The sequence below is a fragment of the Streptomyces sp. NPDC037273 genome, from assembly GCF_055603625.1.
Genome location: NZ_JBVJVO010000016.1, coordinates 120,304 through 136,787, shown reverse-complemented (window position 1 = coordinate 136,787; position 16,484 = coordinate 120,304). Strand labels below are relative to the sequence as shown.

At 74.5% G+C, this 16,484-nt stretch carries 13 protein-coding genes and 1 riboswitch; of the genes, 10 read left to right on the top strand and 3 right to left on the bottom strand.

Annotated features, from left to right (window positions below):
• Positions 1-169: 169 nt before the first annotated feature.
• The 7 genes from ACZ7G1_RS32320 (at position 170) to ACZ7G1_RS32290 (ending at position 8,521) form a co-directional block, all read left to right on the top strand.
• The gene (locus tag ACZ7G1_RS32320) at positions 170-1,435 is read left to right on the top strand and encodes an inorganic phosphate transporter (protein ID WP_470878255.1); all 1,266 of its coding nucleotides are present in this window, start codon (positions 170-172) and stop codon (positions 1,433-1,435) included.
• Positions 1,436-1,451: 16 nt separating this feature from the next.
• Entirely contained in the window at positions 1,452-1,673 is a 222-nt protein-coding gene (locus ACZ7G1_RS32315; RefSeq protein ID WP_470878257.1) for a hypothetical protein, read from the top strand.
• A gap of 114 nt (positions 1,674-1,787) precedes the next feature.
• Positions 1,788-1,927: riboswitch (cobalamin riboswitch) on the top strand.
• 35 nt (positions 1,928-1,962) lie between these two features.
• Positions 1,963-2,937 carry a cobalamin biosynthesis protein gene (locus ACZ7G1_RS32310; RefSeq protein ID WP_470878259.1) on the top strand — a complete coding sequence of 325 codons (975 nt, stop codon included), beginning with the start codon at positions 1,963-1,965 and terminating at the stop codon, positions 2,935-2,937.
• On the top strand, positions 2,934-4,442 hold the full coding sequence (locus ACZ7G1_RS32305) for a cobyric acid synthase (RefSeq protein WP_470878261.1): 1,509 nt from the start codon (positions 2,934-2,936) through the stop codon (positions 4,440-4,442). The genes ACZ7G1_RS32310 and ACZ7G1_RS32305 overlap by 4 nt, the downstream gene beginning before the upstream one ends.
• Before the next feature lie 49 nt (positions 4,443-4,491).
• On the top strand, positions 4,492-6,579 hold the full coding sequence (locus ACZ7G1_RS32300) for a putative cobaltochelatase (protein ID WP_470878263.1): 2,088 nt from the start codon (positions 4,492-4,494) through the stop codon (positions 6,577-6,579).
• On the top strand, positions 6,579-7,187 hold the full coding sequence (cobO, locus tag ACZ7G1_RS32295; protein ID WP_470878264.1) for a cob(I)yrinic acid a,c-diamide adenosyltransferase: 609 nt from the start codon (positions 6,579-6,581) through the stop codon (positions 7,185-7,187). The genes ACZ7G1_RS32300 and cobO overlap by 1 nt, the downstream gene beginning before the upstream one ends.
• On the top strand, positions 7,181-8,521 hold the full coding sequence (locus ACZ7G1_RS32290; protein WP_470878266.1) for a cobyrinate a,c-diamide synthase: 1,341 nt from the start codon (positions 7,181-7,183) through the stop codon (positions 8,519-8,521). The genes cobO and ACZ7G1_RS32290 overlap by 7 nt, the downstream gene beginning before the upstream one ends.
• 2 nt (positions 8,522-8,523) lie before the next feature.
• Here ACZ7G1_RS32290 and ACZ7G1_RS32285 read toward each other — a convergent pair whose 3' ends face one another.
• Positions 8,524-9,303: a ZIP family metal transporter gene (locus ACZ7G1_RS32285; protein ID WP_470878267.1), complete on the bottom strand. Its 780-nt coding sequence runs from the start codon at positions 9,301-9,303 to the stop codon at positions 8,524-8,526.
• A 6-nt stretch (positions 9,304-9,309) separates the two neighbouring features.
• On the opposite strand from ACZ7G1_RS32285, the gene cobC reads away from it, so the two are divergent.
• Entirely contained in the window at positions 9,310-10,950 is a 1,641-nt protein-coding gene (gene cobC / locus ACZ7G1_RS32280; RefSeq protein ID WP_470878269.1) for an Rv2231c family pyridoxal phosphate-dependent protein CobC, read from the top strand.
• Between the two features lie 125 nt (positions 10,951-11,075).
• On the opposite strand, the gene ACZ7G1_RS32275 is transcribed toward cobC, so the two are convergent.
• Positions 11,076-12,050 (bottom strand): SCO1860 family LAETG-anchored protein, encoded by a 975-nt coding sequence (locus ACZ7G1_RS32275; RefSeq protein WP_470878271.1) that lies wholly within the window; start codon positions 12,048-12,050, stop codon positions 11,076-11,078.
• A 353-nt stretch (positions 12,051-12,403) separates the two neighbouring features.
• Here ACZ7G1_RS32275 and ACZ7G1_RS32270 point away from each other — a divergent pair, with 353 nt between their 5' ends.
• Together ACZ7G1_RS32270 and ACZ7G1_RS32265 are read left to right on the top strand one after the other, a co-directional pair.
• A complete protein-coding gene (locus ACZ7G1_RS32270) occupies positions 12,404-14,776 on the top strand; it encodes a penicillin acylase family protein (RefSeq protein ID WP_470878273.1) in 2,373 nt (790 codons plus the stop codon).
• Positions 14,773-15,333 (top strand): GNAT family N-acetyltransferase, encoded by a 561-nt coding sequence (locus ACZ7G1_RS32265; RefSeq protein ID WP_470878275.1) that lies wholly within the window; start codon positions 14,773-14,775, stop codon positions 15,331-15,333. The genes ACZ7G1_RS32270 and ACZ7G1_RS32265 overlap by 4 nt, the downstream gene beginning before the upstream one ends.
• 18 nt (positions 15,334-15,351) lie before the next feature.
• Here ACZ7G1_RS32265 and ACZ7G1_RS32260 read toward each other — a convergent pair whose 3' ends face one another.
• Positions 15,352-16,437: an amidohydrolase family protein gene (locus ACZ7G1_RS32260; RefSeq protein WP_470878277.1), complete on the bottom strand. Its 1,086-nt coding sequence runs from the start codon at positions 16,435-16,437 to the stop codon at positions 15,352-15,354.
• Between the last annotated feature and the right edge of the window lie 47 nt (positions 16,438-16,484).

Below are 16,484 nucleotides of genomic sequence, written 5' to 3'. Positions count from 1 at the left end.
ACCCGGGGTTGCGGGGTGACCGCATCGTGGACAGCCGGCCCGCCGAAGGGCTAAGCGGAATCTCTTGACACCGGTTAGGGACACCACGTCGCCCGCCCCAGTTCATCTTCCGTTCACCCAGGTTGCTTACGTTCGACGAGCCACTGACGTCAAACGATTGCCTGGGTAAATGGAACACATCACGCTGCTGCTCGCCATTGTGGTCGTGACAGCTCTCGTGTTCGATTTCACGAACGGTTTCCACGACACCGCCAACGCGATGGCCACGACCATCTCGACCGGTGCGCTCAAGCCCAAGACGGCGGTGGCCATGTCCGCCGTTCTGAACCTCGTCGGAGCGTTCCTGTCCGTGGAGGTCGCCAAGACGATCTCCAAGGGCCTGGTCAACGAGGAGGGCATCCAGCCCGAAGTGATCCTCGCCGCGCTCGTCGGCGCGATCCTCTGGAACCTGGTGACCTGGCTGGTCGGCCTGCCGTCCAGCTCCTCCCACGCGCTGATGGGCGGCCTCATCGGTGCGACGATCGCCTCGATCGGCGTCAGCGGTGTCAACGGCGACGTCGTCGTCACCAAGGTCCTCATCCCGGCCATCGCCGCTCCGATCGTCGCGGGCATCGCCGCGATGCTGGGCACGAAGCTGACGTACAAGATCGGCGCCAAGACCGACGAGAAGCACACCGCCAAGGGCTACCGGGTCGGCCAGATCGCCTCCGCCGGCCTCGTCTCCCTCGCCCACGGCACCAACGACGCCCAGAAGACGATGGGCATCATCACCCTCGCCCTGGTCGCCGGCGGCACCCTCGCCCCGGGCTCCAACCCGCCGGTCTGGGTCATCGTGTCCGCGGGCCTGGCGATCGCGCTCGGCACCTACCTCGGCGGCTGGCGCATCATCCGCACCATGGGCAAGGGCCTCACGGACCTCCAGCCGCAGCAGGGCTTCGCCGCCCAGACCAGCGCGGCCACGGTCATCCTGGCCTCCTCCCACCTGGGCTTCTCCCTCTCCACCACGCACTCCGTCTCCGGTGCCGTGATGGGCGCGGGCCTGGGCCGCAAGGGCGGCGTCGTCCGCTGGTCGACGGCCACCCGCATGTTCGTCGCCTGGGGCCTGACCCTGCCGGCCGCCGGCCTGGTCGCCGCGGGAGCCGAGTACATCGCCCGCCAGGGCGACTGGGGCGTCTACACGGTCGCGGCCTTCCTGGTCGCCTCCTGCCTCGGCATCTGGCTGATCTCCCGCCGCCAGGTGGTCGACCACACCAACGTCAACGACGTCGAGGCCGAGGCCGAGGCCGACGGCGTGGTCACCACCGCGATCGCCGCCGTCACCCCGCCGCCGGCCGGCTCCGTCGCCGCCGTCGCGGACGAGGACCTCAAGACCACCATCCCCGCGCCGGTCCCCACGGACCCTGCCGCTCCCCCGGCCCCCGCCGCCGCGGTCTAAGGAACTGGAACCAAGCATGAAGATCGACTGGGCAGCCCTCGGCTCCGTCTTCGGAGTCAGCCTCGTGGCGACCGTCGCCCTGGTGGGCCTCTTCACCCTCGGCATCATCGGCCTCTCCAAGCAGGAGCAGGCCGCCGCCCAGGGCGGCTCCGCCGTCCTGGCCCGCACCGGCGCCTACGCCTGCTTCGCCCTGTGCCTGGCGGCCGTGGCGTACGGCATCTACCTGATCGTCGCCTGACGGTCCCCGGTTACCTCGGCCGGGCGGTCCGCACCTTCGGGAGCGGGCCGCCCGGCCGTCGTGTTTGTGGTGCTCCGCACAGTGACGCGACGCAGGTCAAGGGTGAGTTGACGGGTGTTCTCGGCCCGTGGTGGACTTCCGGGGCCATTACGGCGGCAGCAGAGGAAGCCCGGTGCGAATCCGGCGCGGTCCCGCCACTGTGACCGGATCCGAAGGGTCCGGGAGTCAGGAACTCTCGCCGCCGGTCACGTCGATCCAGGGCGCGGACCCTGAGTGAGGACATAGCGCCATGCCCGGCTGCAGCCGCAGCGTTTCCCGAGCCACCGGTGTCTTCGCGTACGGAGCGGCCCTCGGCCTCGCCGTCGACCGGCTCGTCGGCGATCCCCGCCGCGGCCATCCCGTCGCCGCGTTCGGCCGGGCGGCGGCCGGCGTCGAACGGGCCCTGTGGCACGACCACCGCGGCTGGGGAGCCCTCCACACGGCCGTCTGCGCCGGGACCACCGCCGCCGCCGGCGCCCTCGCCGCCCGTACGGTACGGGGCAGCCGCGCCGCCTCCGTCGCCCTGACCGCGGCCGCCGTCTGGGCCGTCGTCGGCGGGACGACCCTGGGGCGCGAGGCCCGCGCCATCGGCGGCGCGCTGGCCGCCGGGGACCTGGAGGTGGCGCGCGAGCGGCTGCCCCACCTCTGCGGGCGCGACCCGCACTCCCTCGACGGTCCCGCGATGGCCCGCGCGGTCGTCGAATCCGTCGCCGAGAACACCTCCGACGCGGTGGTCGGCGCCCTGTTCTGGGGCGCCGTCGCGGGCGTGCCGGGACTCGTCGGCTTCCGGGCCGTCAACACCCTGGACGCGATGGTCGGGCACAAGTCGCCGCGGCTGCGCCGCTTCGGCTGGGCCTCGGCCCGGCTCGACGACGTGGCCGGCTGGCCCGGGGCGCGCCTCACCGCCGCCCTGGCGACCGTCGCCGGCGGGAACCCGCGCGGGGCCGTACGGGCCTGGCGGGCGGACGCGGCGAAGCACCCCAGCCCCAACGCAGGACCCGTCGAGGCCTCCTTCGCGGGCTCCCTCGGCGTGCGGCTCGGCGGCACCCTCGCGTACGGCGGCCGGGTCGAGCACCGGCCCGTGCTCAACGGGGAGGGGCGGGCCGTCGAGGTCGCCGACATCGAGCGGGCGGTCCGGCTGTCCCGCCGGGTCACCGGACTGACCCTGGCCGCCTGCGTGGGCGGCCGGCTGATCGCGAGCGCGCTGAAGCGGAGGAACGCATGAGGGGTGGCGGACTGCTCGTCGCCGGGACCACGTCGGACGCCGGCAAGAGCGTCGTGACGGCCGGCATCTGCCGCTGGCTGGTCCGGCAGGGGATCAAGGTCGCACCGTTCAAGGGACAGAACATGTCCCTCAACTCCTTCGTCACCCGCGAGGGCGCCGAGATCGGCCGCGCCCAGGCCATGCAGGCGCAGGCCGCGCGCGTCGAAGCGACCGCCCTGATGAACCCGGTGCTGCTCAAGCCCGGCAGCGACCGCTCCAGCCAGGTCGTCCTCATGGGCAAGCCGGTCGGCGAGCTGAGCGCCCGCGGCTACCACGGCGGGCGGCAGAAGGAACTCTTCGAGCCCGTCCTGGCGTGCCTGGAGGAACTCCGGGGCAGATACGACGCCGTGATCTGCGAAGGGGCGGGCAGTCCGGCCGAGATCAACCTGCGGCGCACGGACATCGTGAACATGGGCATCGCGCGGGCCGCGAAGCTGCCCGTGGTCGTCGTCGGCGACATCGACCGGGGCGGTGTCTTCGCCCAGTTCTTCGGCACGACGGCGCTCCTGAGCCCCGAGGACCAGTCCCTCGTCGCCGGCTACCTGGTCAACAAGTTCCGCGGTGACGTGACCCTGCTCGAACCCGGCCTCGACATGCTCCAGGGCCTCACCGGCCGCCGTACCTTCGGCGTCCTGCCGTACGCCCACGGTCTCGGCATCGACGAGGAGGACGGCCTCCGCGTCTCCCTGCGGGGCACCGTCCGCGAGTCCGTGGTCGCCCCGCCGGTCGGCGCCGACGTGCTGCGGGTCGCCGTCTGCGCGATCCCCCTGATGTCCAACTTCACCGACGTCGACGCGCTGGCCGCCGAACCGGGCGTCGTCGTCCGCTTCGTCGACCGTCCGGAAGAACTCGTCGACGCCGACCTCGTCGTCGTCCCCGGCACCCGGGGCACCGTCAAGGCGCTCGCCTGGCTGCGCGAGCGCGGCCTCGCCGACGAGCTCGCCCGCCGCGCGGCCGAGGGCCGTCCCGTCCTCGGCATCTGCGGCGGCTTCCAGGCCCTCGGCGAGCGCATCGAGGACGACGTCGAGTCCAAGGCCGGTGTCGTCGACGGGCTCGGGCTGCTCCCCGTCCACGTCCGCTTCGGGGTCGAGAAGACCCTCGCCCGCCCGGTCGGCGAGGCGCTCGGCGAGCGCGTCGAAGGGTACGAGATCCACCACGGCGTCGCCGACGTCCGCGGCGGCGAACCCTTCCTCGACGGCTGCCGCGTCGGCTCCGTCTGGGGCACCCACTGGCACGGCTCCCTGGAGAGCGACGGCTTCCGCCGGGCCTTCCTCCGCGAGGTCGCCGCCGCGGCCGGCCGCCGCTTCGTGCCCGCCCCCGACACCTCCTTCGGCGCCCTGCGCGAGGAACAGCTCGACCGCCTCGGCGACCTCATCGAGGAACACGCCGACACCGACGCCCTCCTCCGCCTCATCGAGCGGGGCGCCCCGGCCGGTCTCCCCTTCGTGCCCCCGGGCGCGCCGTGAGCGCCCGGCCCGCCCCGACTTCCGTACCCCTCGAAGGAGTGACCGCACGATGAGCACCCGCTTTCCGTTCACGGCCGTCGTCGGCATGGACGACCTGCGGCTCGCGCTGCTGCTGAACGCCGTCTCACCGGCGGTGGGCGGTGTCCTCGTGCGCGGTGAGAAGGGGACGGCGAAGTCCACCGCCGTCAGGGCGCTCGCCGAGCTGCTGCCCGAGGTGCCGGTGGTCGCCGGCTGCCGGTTCAGCTGCGACCCGGGCGCCCCCGACCCCGGCTGCCCCGACGGGCCGCACGGCGACGCTCCCGGCACCTCCCGGCCGGCCCGGATGGTCGAACTGCCCGTCGGCGCCTCCGAGGACCGGCTCGTCGGCGCGCTCGACATCGAGAAGGCGCTCGCCGACGGCGTGAAGGCCTTCGAACCGGGCCTGCTCGCCGCCGCGCACCGCGGGATCCTGTACGTCGACGAGGTCAACCTCCTCTCCGACCACCTGATCGACCACCTCCTCGACGCCGCCGCCATGGGCGCCTCCCACGTCGAACGCGAAGGCGTCTCCGTACGCCACGCGGCCCGCTTCCTGCTCGTCGGCACCATGAACCCGGAGGAGGGCGAGCTGCGGCCCCAGCTGCTCGACCGCTTCGGGCTCACCGTGGAGGTCGCGGCCTCCCGGGTGCCCGAGGAGCGGGTGGAGGTCGTACGGCGCCGGCTGGCGTTCGAGGACGACCCGGCCGGCTTCGCCGCGCGCTGGGCCGGCGAGGAGAGCGCGCTGCGCGCCCGGATCGTCGCCGCCCGGGAGCTGCTGCCCCTGGTGACCCTCGGGGACGCGGTGCTCCTCCAGATCGCCGCGACCTGCGCCGCGTTCGACGTGGACGGCATGCGCGCCGACATCGTCATGGCCAGGACCGCCACCGCGCTCGCCGCCTGGGCCGGCCGCACCGAGGTCACCTCGGAGGACGTCCGGCAGGCCGCGCTGCTCGCGCTCCCCCACCGGCGGCGGCGCAATCCCTTCGACGCGCCCGGCCTCGACGAGGACAAGCTCGACGAGACGCTGGAGCGGTTCAAGGGCGAGGACACGCCCGACGACGACCCCGAGCCCGAGCCCGACGGGCCGGGTGACGGCGGTCCCGACGGCGGTCCCGACGGCGGTGGCGGCGGCGGGATTCCGCCGCAGGGCGAGGGGCCCGCGCCGCAGGACTCCGGGGTGCCGGACTCCGAGGTGCCGGACTCCGGAATGCCGGAAGAGGCGCCCGCGCCCCGGGGGTCGCACGCCGGTTCCGGCGAGCGGGCCGCTGTTCGGGCCGGGGAGCCGTTCCGTACGAGGATGCTGAGCGTGCCGGGGCTGGGCGAGGGAGCGGCCGGGCGCAGGTCCCGGGCGCGTACCGAGCACGGGCGTACGACCGGGTCGACGCGGCCGAGGGGCGCGCTGACCAAGCTGCACCTGGCGGCGACCGTGCAGGCGGCGGCGCCGCACCAGCGGGCGCGCGGGCGGTCGGGGCCGGGTCTGGTGGTCCGCAGGGACGACCTGCGGCAGGCGACCCGGGAGGGCCGCGAGGGGAACCTGGTGCTCTTCGCCGTGGACGCCTCGGGCTCGATGGCGGCGCGGCAGCGGATGAGCGCGGTGAAGGGCGCGGTGCTCTCGCTGCTGCTCGACGCCTACCAGCGGCGCGACAAGGTCGGCCTCGTCACCTTCCGCGGCCGGGACGCCGAGGTGGCGCTGCCGCCGACCTCGTCCGTGGACGCGGCCGCCGCCCGGCTCGAACAGCTCCCGACCGGCGGCCGGACGCCGCTGGCGGCCGGGCTGCTCAAGGCCCACGACGTGCTGCGGGTCGAGCGGCTGCGGGACCCGTCGCGCCGGCCGCTGCTCGTCGTCGTGACCGACGGGCGGGCGACCGGCGGGAGGGCGGCCGGCGACCCGGTGGCGCTCGCCGCCCGGGCCGCGCGGCTGCACGCCGCCGACGGCACCGCGAGCGTCGTCGTGGACTGCGAGACCGGACCGGTGCGGCTCGGGCTCGCCGGGCAGCTCGCCCGTGAACTCGGCGGCACCGCCGTCACCCTGGACGAGCTGCGCGCCGACTCGATCGCGGGCCTCGTCAGGGACGTACAGGCATCACACACCACGTCAGCATCTTGGAGGGCCGCTTAATGCCGCAGGGACAGCCGACCGTCGTGCCCGACGACGGTCTCACCACCCGTCAGCGCCGCAACCGGGCACTCGTGATGGTGCACACCGGCGTCGGCAAGGGGAAGTCGACCGCCGCCTTCGGCATGGCGCTGCGCGCCTGGAACCAGGGCTGGCCGATCGGGGTGTTCCAGTTCGTGAAGTCCGCCAAGTGGAAGGTCGGCGAGGAGAACGCCCTCAAGGCGCTCGGCGAGACCGGCAAGGGCGGCACGGTCACCTGGAACAAGATGGGCGAGGGCTGGTCCTGGATCCAGCGCGAGGTCGCCGAGGGCGAGATCTCGCACGAGGAGAAGGCCCGGCAGGGCTGGGAGCAGGTCAAGCGGGACCTCGCCGCCGAGACGTACAAGTTCTACGTGCTCGACGAGTTCGCGTACCTGCTCCACTGGGGCTGGATCGACGTCAAGGAGGTCGTCGAGGTCCTCCGCGACCGTCCGGGCTCCCAGCACGTCGTCATCACCGGCCGGAACGCCCCGCAGGAGCTGCTGGACTTCGCCGATCTCGTCACCGACATGTCCAAGGTCAAGCACCCGATGGACGCCGGTCAGAAGGGCCAGCGGGGCATCGAGTGGTAGCACGTCTCGTCATCGCCGCGCCCTCCTCGGGCGCGGGCAAGACCACGGTCGCGACCGGCCTCATGGCCGCGTTCGCCGGCCGTGGTCTGGCCGTCTCCCCGCACAAGGTCGGTCCCGACTACATCGACCCCGGCTACCACGCCCTGGCCACCGGCCGCCCGGGCCGCAACCTCGACGCGTACATGTGCGGTACGGAGCGGATCGCGCCGCTCTTCCTGCACGGCGCGCGCGGGTGTGACCTGGCGGTCGTCGAGGGCGTCATGGGCCTGTACGACGGGGCCGCCGACCAGGGTGAGCTGGCGTCCACCGCGCAGGTCGCCAAGCTGCTGCGGGCCCCGATCGTGCTGGTCGTGGACGCGTCGTCGCAGTCGCGGTCGGTGGCCGCGCTCGTGCACGGTTTCGCGTCGTGGGATCCCGAGGTGCGGATCGGCGGTGTCATCCTCAACAAGGTCGCCACCGACCGGCACGAGCACCTGCTGAGGGAGGCCCTCGGGGAGTCCGGCGTTCCGGTGCTGGGGGTGCTGCGGCGGGCGCCGGCCGTGGCCACTCCGTCGCGGCATCTGGGGCTCGTGCCGGTGGCCGAGCGGCAGGCGCAGGCCGTGGAGGCGGTGGCGGCGCAGGCGGAGCAGGTGCGGCGGGGGTGCGACATGGAAGCGCTGCTCGCGCTCGCGCGCAGTGCTCCTGAACTCGGTGCCGAGCCGTGGGACGCGCCTGGGCCGGTGGACCGGCCGGGCCGGCGGCCGGTCGTCGCCGTGGCCGGTGGGGCGGCGTTCACGTTCTCGTATGCCGAGCACTCGGAGCTGCTCACGGCGGCCGGCGCCGAGGTCGTCACGTTCGACCCGCTGCGGGACGAGGCGCTGCCGGAGGGGACGAGCGGGCTCGTCATAGGCGGCGGGTTCCCGGAGATGTACGGGGAGCGGTTGTCGGCCAACGAGCCGCTGCGGAAGGCCGTGGCGGAGCTCGCCGCGTCGGGGGCTCCGGTGGCGGCGGAGTGTGCGGGGCTGCTGTATCTGGCGCGGTCGTTGGACGGGAACCCGATGTGCGGGGTGCTCGACGCGGACGCGCGGATGTCGGAGCGGCTGACGCTGGGGTACCGGGACGCGGTCGCGGTGAACGACAGTGTGATCGCTCCGGCGGGGGCGCGGATGCGGGGGCACGAGTTCCACCGGACGGTGATCGAGCCGGGTGCGGGGGCGGTGGCGGCCTGGGGGCTGCGGCAGCCGGAGCGGCGGGTGGAGGGGTTCGTACAGGGCGGGGTGCACGCGAGTTATGTGCACACGCACTGGGCGGGGGCCCCGGAGGTCGCCGCGCGGTTCGTGGAGCGCTGCAGGTGAGTTCAGCCGCCCGAGAGGCCCACCACGAGCCAGATGAACGCCACGCCCCCCACCGTGCAGAGCAGGGTGGAGCGGGCGGGGTGTTCGTGGTGGGCCTCGGGCAGGATCTCGGCCGCGGCGAGGTAGAGCAGCGCGCCGCCGAAGAACCCGAGATAGCCGCCGAGGAGTTCCTCCGGAAGGGTGAACAGCAGGGTGGAGGCGGCGCCGAGGAGCGGGGCGACGGCGTCCGCGACGAGCATGGCGACGGCCTTGCGGCGGGCGTTCCCGTAGAGGCTCGTGATCGTGTACGTGTTGAAGCCGTCGGCGAAGTCGTGGGTGATGACGGCGAGCGCGACGGTGGCGCCCATGCCGCCGCCGACCTGGAAGGCGGCGCCGAGGGCGATGCCGTCCATGAGGCTGTGGGCGACCATCGCCGCGGCGGCGGTCAGGCCGACCTGCGGGACCCGCCCGCCCGTCTCCCGGCCACCACCCCTCATCGAAGCGCTCTGCGCTGCCCCCCAGTCCTGGCCGACGCCGTGCGCGGCGCTGCGGACGGCGAGGAGACGTTCCATCACATGGGCGAGGAGGAAGCCGCCCACGAAGAGCAGCAGGGCTTCCGGTACGCCGAATACCTCGCGGCCGGCGGCCTCCAGGGCCTCCGGCAGGAGGTCGAGGCCGACGACGCCGAGCATGAGGCCGCCTGCCAGGCCGAGGACGAGGTGGCGGCGGTCGGTGACGCGCTGTGCGACCCAGCCGCCGAAGAGCGTCATGAGGAACGCGCCGAGCGCGACGACTACAGCCATGGGCCTTTGCTATCCGATGGGGCGGCGTCCGCGCACCTCGGCGTCGGTGCCCGGTCGGGCGTGGCGGTGGACGAGGTCCTCGCGCTGGCCGACGCCGTGCTGCGGGAGGCGCGGCTGACGCGGGCCGGCCTCCGGTCCCTGGCCACTCTCGACGCGCGCGCGTCGGAGCCGGGGATCGTGGCGGCGGCGGAGGTTCTCGGCGTGCCCCTGCGCGCCTTCACGGCCGAGGAGCTGGCCGCCGTCTCCGTACCGCATCCCTCGGCGCTGCCGCTGGCCGCGACGGGCACGGCATCGGTGGCGGAGGCGGCGGCCCTGCTCGCGGCCGGCGCGGGGACGGGCGGGGCGGACGGGGGCGCGAGGGGTGGTGCGGGCGTGGGGCTCGCGACCTTAGGAGGCGGCGGCAGCGGGGTCGTGCTGGTCGTGCCGAAGCGGAAATCGCGGCGGGTGACGTGTGCGATCGCCGTTTCCGTCCCGTTTCGTCCGAACGAAGACGCCCCAGGCGTACGGTTGTTGCCCTCGGCTCACGGGTACATCGCTGGCGAGCCTGGCTCACCCCCCACCATCCCCACCCCCCACACGACGGCGGCCATGGACACCCACACGGAAAGAGACGCCCACGACCTGCGGCACCACGGTGACGCGGAGGTCAGGGACGAGAAACTGATCGATCTGGCGGTCAACGTCCGGACGAACACCCCGCCGGAGTGGCTGCGGGAGCGGATCGCCGATTCGCTGACCGGTCTCGCGGCCTATCCGGACGGGCGGGCGGCCCGGGCGGCGGTCGCGGAGCGGCACGACCTGCCGTCGAACCGGGTGCTGCTGACGGCCGGCGCGGCGGAGGCGTTCGTGCTGCTCGCGCGGGCGCTCCGGGTGTCGCGGCCGGTGGTGGTGCACCCGCAGTTCACCGAACCCGAGGCGGCGCTGCGCGACGCCGGGCACGAGGTCGGGCGGGTGGTGCTGCGCGAGCGGGACGGTTTCCGGCTGGATCCGGCGGCGGTGCCCGAGGACGCGGATCTGGTGGTGATCGGGAACCCGACGAACCCGACCTCCGTGCTGCATCCGGCGGCGGCGATCGCCTCGCTGGCCCGGCCGGGGCGGACGCTGGTGGTCGACGAGGCCTTCATCGACGCGGTGCCGGGCGAGCGCGAGTCGCTGGCCGGGCGGACCGATGTGCCCGGGCTCGTGGTGCTGCGGAGCCTCACGAAGACGTGGGGGCTCGCGGGGCTGCGGATCGGCTACGTGCTCGCCGATCCGGAGACGATCACGGCCCTTGAGCGGGTGCAGCCGCTGTGGCCGGTGTCGACGCCGGCCCTGGTGGCGGCGGAGGCCTGCATGTCGCGGGCCGCGCTCGCGGAGGCCGAGCACGCGGCGCACCGGGGCGGGGTGGAGCGGGCGCACCTGCTCGCCGGTCTCGCGGAGTTCGACGAGGTGCGGACGGTGCCGGGGGCGGAGGGCCCCTTCGTGCTCATCCGGATCGACGGCGCGGACGCGGTACGGGAGACCCTGCGGTCGCTCGGCTTCGCGGCCCGCCGCGGCGACACCTTCCCGGGGCTCGACCGGAACTGGCTGCGGCTCGCGGTGCGGGACCGGGTGACGACGAACCGCTTCCTCCAGGCCCTCGACCAGGCGCTGTTGATCGGCGGCTGAGGCCGGGCCTCGCAGGACGGGGACGTACGAAGGGGGGGGGGGGGGGGGGGGGGGGGAGGGCCCCCCCCCCCCCCCCCCGGACCCCTTTCTCCCCCGGCGCCCCCCGGCGCCTCCCCCTCGGGCCGTCAGCCGCGCGAGCGGGCGCGCGAGCGGGTGAGCGCGAGGGCGCCGCCGCCCGCGACGAGCAGGGCGAGGGCGCCGCCCGCGATGTACGGGGTGGTGGAGCTGCCGCCGGTCTCGGCGAGGCTCTCGGTGGGGGTGGTGCCGCCGTTGTTGGTCTTGATGCCGCCGGCGTCGCTCGGCTTGGCGGTGGGCTGCTGGGTGGGCTGCTCGGACGGGCGCCCGGTGGGCTCCTCGGTGGGCCGCTGCGTCGGTGCGGTGCCCTTGGGCGTCTCGCAGGTCGCCTGGGCGAGGGTCACGGTGCCGTTGACCTCGGCCACGCCGAGCTTCAGCGGATCGACCTCCACCCTGAGTTCGAGGGCGGTGGCGGCGGCGGTGCGGGAGGTCGTGGAGGTGCGGGAGAGGTCCAGCGTGACGGCGCCGATGCCGGGCACGCTGACCTGGGTGCGGCCGCCGGTGGACAGGGTGGTCTTCTTGCCGAAGACGGTGACGTGGCCGAGGACGTTGGACTCGGCGACCGGCCGCTTGCCCGTCTCGCACAGCGCCTTGGAGGTGACCTTCTCGACCTCGATGAGGGAGAGCGCGGGGATGCCGGGGACGTGCACCCGCGCCTTGACCAGGTTCACGTACCCCTCGGCCTTGTTCTCGTCCACGGTGGCCTTCGAGGTGGCCACGTCGGCGGCGAGGAGGTCGATCGGTTCGCCGCCCTCGGCTCCCTGCACCTTCACGGAGAGCGCGGTCTCGCTCTCCGTCCGCGGCGCCTTGACCTCGTTGAGGGAGGCGCGGACGGGCACGTCGACGGTCTTCCCGAGGAGGGAGACGTCGAGGCCGGTCCGCAGGACGACGGCGGTGGCCTGCCCTTCGCCGCCCGTGGCGTGCGCCGCGGGGGCGGCGAGGAGCACCGGTCCGACGGTCAGCGCGGCGACGGTCGCGGCGGCGGCGGAACGGCGTACGGGCATGCGGAAGGTGTTGCTGTTCAAGATGGTGGAACCCCCACAGGAGACATGGCGTCGCCGGCCGCTCACCACGGGGACGGTGGGTCGGCGCGGCCTCGGCGACTTGAGACACCGGAATCTTCACGCACGGAGAGTGAACCGGCAGTCGCCTGACGTGAGTTCACTCCAAAGGGGGGTTTCCGTGTTCATTTTCGAATTTTTTGGCCACAACCGTTCCCGCCCGCCCCGCGTCTTTCGCACGGGGTGGTGTGCGCGGATTTGGTGAGAACGAGTCACGAGGCCCGCGCGTCACGGATCGTCAACCCCGTGCACCTCGCCCACGCGCGACTCCTGTAGATTAATTTAGGCCAGCCTAACCTAAGAAAATCTGCGAAGACATGGACGGGATCGGGGTCTCCGTGAGCATCGAGGTCTACCGGGACGCCTGGGGCGTCCCCCATCTGCGCGCCGCGGACCCGGACGAACTCGCCTTCGCCCAGGGCCGGGTCACCGCACGGGACCGCGCCTGGCAGCTGGAGGTCGAGAGGCACCGGGCCCAGGGCACCACCGCCGCCTTCCTCGGCGCCGCCGAGCTCGGCTGGGACACCTTCGTCCGCCAGGCCCGGCTCGCCGACACCGCCCGCCGCTGCTTCGAGCGGCTCGACCGCACCGACCCGGAGACCGCCGCCTGGGTACGCGCGTACGTGGACGGCGTCAACGACGGCCTCGCGGAAGGGGCCGGCCGCGCGCCCGAGTTCGCCGCCACCGGCCTCGCCCCCGGCCGCTGGGAGCCCTGGACCCCGCTCGCCGTCTGGCTGTCCACCCACATCCTCTTCGCCGGCTTCCCCACCAAGCTGTGGCGGGACGAGGTCGCCCGGCGGCTCGGCGAGGAGTGGACCGAGCTCTTCGCGACGGACGGCCCCGGCACCGCCGGCTCCAACGGCTGGGTGGTGGCCGGCGAACGCACCGCGAGCGGCGCGGCCCTGGTCGCCGGCGACCCCCACCGCTTCATCGAGGCGCCCGGCGTCTACCAGCAGATCCGGCTCGCCTGCCCCGCCTACGACGTGGTCGGCCTCGCCGTGCCCGGCATCCCCGGCCTCGCCCACTTCGGCCACACCGGAGCGGTCGCCTGGGCGATCACCAACGCGATGGCCGACTACCAGGACCTCTACCGCGAGCGGCTGCACCGGCTCCCCGACGGCCGCGTGGAGGCCGTCGGCCCCCACGGCCGCCGCCCCGCCGCCCGCCACACCGAGACCATCGAGGTCGCGGGCGCGGAACCGGTCGTCATCGAGGTCATCGAGACCGACCGCGGCCCGGTGATCATCGGCGCGGACGGCGGTCCCGGCACCGATGCCTCCGGACGCGAGGCGGACGGCGGCGAGGCGGACGGTGGGCCCGGCCCTGATGCCTCCGGACGCGGGGCGGACGGAGACCAGCCCGGCAGCGGGCCCGGCGCCGATGCCTCCGGACGCGAGGCCGACGGCGGCGAGGCGGACGGCGGGCCCGGCCCGGATGCCGCCGAACGCGAGGCCGACGGAGACCAGCCCGACGGCGGGCCCGGCCCGGATGCCGCCGGACGCAGGGCGGACGGAGACCAGCCCGACAGCGGGCCCGGCCCGGATGACTCCGGCTGGGAGGCCGTCAGTCTGCGGTATCCGCCGCGGGTGACGGGCGAGCTCGGTTTCGGGGTGCTGCCCGCGCTGCTGCGCGCCCGGACCGTCGCCGATGTGGACACGGCCCTCGACGGCTGGGTCGAGCCGGTGAACGTCGTCCAGGCCGCCGACACGGCGGGCGGGCTGCTGCACCGGGTCGCCGGCCACGTACCCGTACGGGACCGGGCCAACTCCCTGCGGCTCGTGCCGGCCTGGGACCCCGCGCACGCGTGGGAGCCGGCGCCGGCGCCGCTGCCGCGCGCCGAGGTGCGCGGGCACGCGGTGATGGCCAATGCCCGGGGGCTCGCGGCGCCGCTCGGCGTCGAGTTCGCGCCGGCGCACCGGGCGGACCGGATCGCCGAGCTGCTCGGCGCCTCGGCGTCCTGGACGCCGGAGGCGACGGCCGCCGTCCACGCGGACACCGACAACCCCTCGGCCGCCCGGCTCCTGGAGCGGGTGGCGGCCGCCGGCGAGGGCCTCTCCCCCGCCGCCCGCGCCGTGCGCGAACGGCTGCTGGGCTGGGACCGCCGGATGGACGCGGAGAGCACCGACGCGGGCCTCTACGCCGCCGTGCGCGGAGCCGTGGTGCGCCGGATGGCCGGTCACGAGGCCTTCGCCGCGCTGCGCGCCCCCGCTCCGTACCCCGAGCTGTTCCGGCCGTGGCTGGCGCTCGGCCCGCGGGTCGCCTACGCCTTGGAGACGCTGCTCACGGCGGGCCCCGTGCCCGCCGCGGACGTGGACCGGATCGTCCGGGAGGCGCTCGACGAGGTCGGGGCGGGTGAGCCGCCCGCCGCCTGGGGCGTCACCCACCGGCTGGCGCCCTGGCAGGCGCTGCCCGACGCCGACGACGACCAGTGGCCGGGGCTCGGCGGGGACCACGACTGCGTGCTCTCCACCTCCAGCGTGCCCGGGTGGACCGACCGCGGCGCCCGCGCGTCCGCCGCCCGGTACGTCTGGGACCTCGGCGACCGCGAACGGAGCCGCTGGATCGTGCCGTTCGGCGCCTCCGGCGTCCCCGGCGACCCGCACCACCGCGACCAGCTCCCCCTGTGGCTGCGCGGCGAGCTCGCCCCCGTCACCACCGACTGGCAGAACCTGATCAAGGAGCAAGGATGACCACCGCCGTACACGTCCAGACCGTGGAGGGCTTCGGAACCGTCACGGTCCGGCCCGTCGACCCCGACGCCGACGCCCCTCTCCTGCACGGCTGGGTCAACGAGGAGCGGGCCCGCTTCTGGGGCATGGTCGGCACCACCGTCGAGCAGGTACGGGAGATCTACGCGCACCTCGACTCGCTGACCACGCACCACGGTTACCTGGTCAGCCGGGACGGCGAGCCGGTCGCGCTGTTCCAGACGTACGACCCCGAGGCGGACCGGGTGAGCGAGTGCTACGAGGTGCGGCCGGGCGACATCGGCGTGCATCTGTTCGTCGCGCCCGGCCTCGCCCCCGAGCCCGGCTTCACCGGCCTGCTGCTCACCGCGCTCGTCGACTTCTCGCTGAAGGACCGGGCCCGGATCGTGATCGAGCCCGACGCCGCCAACGAGAAGGCGATCGCCCGCATGGTGCGGGCCGGGTTCGTGCTCGGACCGGAGGTCGTGCTCCCCGAGGTGGACCTGCCGGAGGTCTTCATCCCGGAGAAGCGGGCCCGGCTGGCCTTTCTCAGCCGCTGACGGGCCCGCGGCCGGGCCTCAGCCGGCCACCCGGCCGTTGACGACGATCCGGCGCGGCGCGGCGAGGACGCGGACGTCCGCGCGCGGGTCCTCGCCGTAGACGACGAGGTCGGCCGGGGCGCCCTCTTCGAGGGACGGGCGGCCGAGCCAGGCCCTGGCCCGCCAGGCGGTGGCCGCGAGGGCGTCGATCGGCGGGATGCCGGCCCGGGTGAGCTCCTCGACCTCCTCGGCGACGAGACCGTGGGCGAGGGAGCCGCCGGCGTCGGTGCCGACGAAGACGGGGACGCCCGCGTCGTAGGCGGCGCGGACGGTGTCGTACCGCCGCTCGTGGAGTCGGCGCATGTGCGCCGACCAGCGGGGGAACTTCTCCTGGCCGCCGTCGGCGAGGTGCGGGAAGGTCGCGATGTTGACCAGGGTGGGGACGATGGCGACGCCCCGCTCGGCGAAGAGCGGGATGGTGTCCTCGGTGAGTCCGGTGGCGTGCTCGATGCAGTCGATGCCCGCTTCGACGAGGTCGCGCAGCGAGTCCTCGGCGAAGCAGTGGGCGGTGACGCGGGCGCCGAGCCGGTGCGCCTCGGCGATGGCGGCCTCCACCTCGGGGCGCGGCCAGCAGGCGGTGAGGTCGCCGGCCTCGCGGTCGATCCAGTCGCCGACGAGCTTGACCCAGCCGTCGCCTCGGCGGGCCTCGCGGCCGACGTAGGAGACGAGGTCGGCGGGTTCGATCTCGTGGGCGTAGTTGCGGATGTAGCGGCGGGTGCGGGCGATGTGCCGGCCGGCGCGGATGACCTTCGGCAGGTCCTCGCGGTCGTCGATCCAGCGGGTGTCGGAGGGCGAGCCCGCGTCCCGGATGAGCAGGGTGCCGGCGTCCCGGTCGGTGAGTGCCTGCTTCTCGCTGGTGGCGTCGTCGACGGGGCCGTGCCGGTCGAGGCCGACGTGGCAGTGGGCGTCGACGAGTCCGGGGAGCACCCAGCCCTCGACGGTCACCGCCTCGGCGGCGGGCCGGTCGAAGGTGATCCGGCCGCCGACGCACCACAGTTCGTCGCGTACGTCCTCCGGGCCGACGAGCACCCGCCCCTTCACGTGCAGCACCGCGTGATCGCTCATACCCGCACTCTACGAGCCGCCGCCCGGGTCCCGGGCGGCGATGTCCG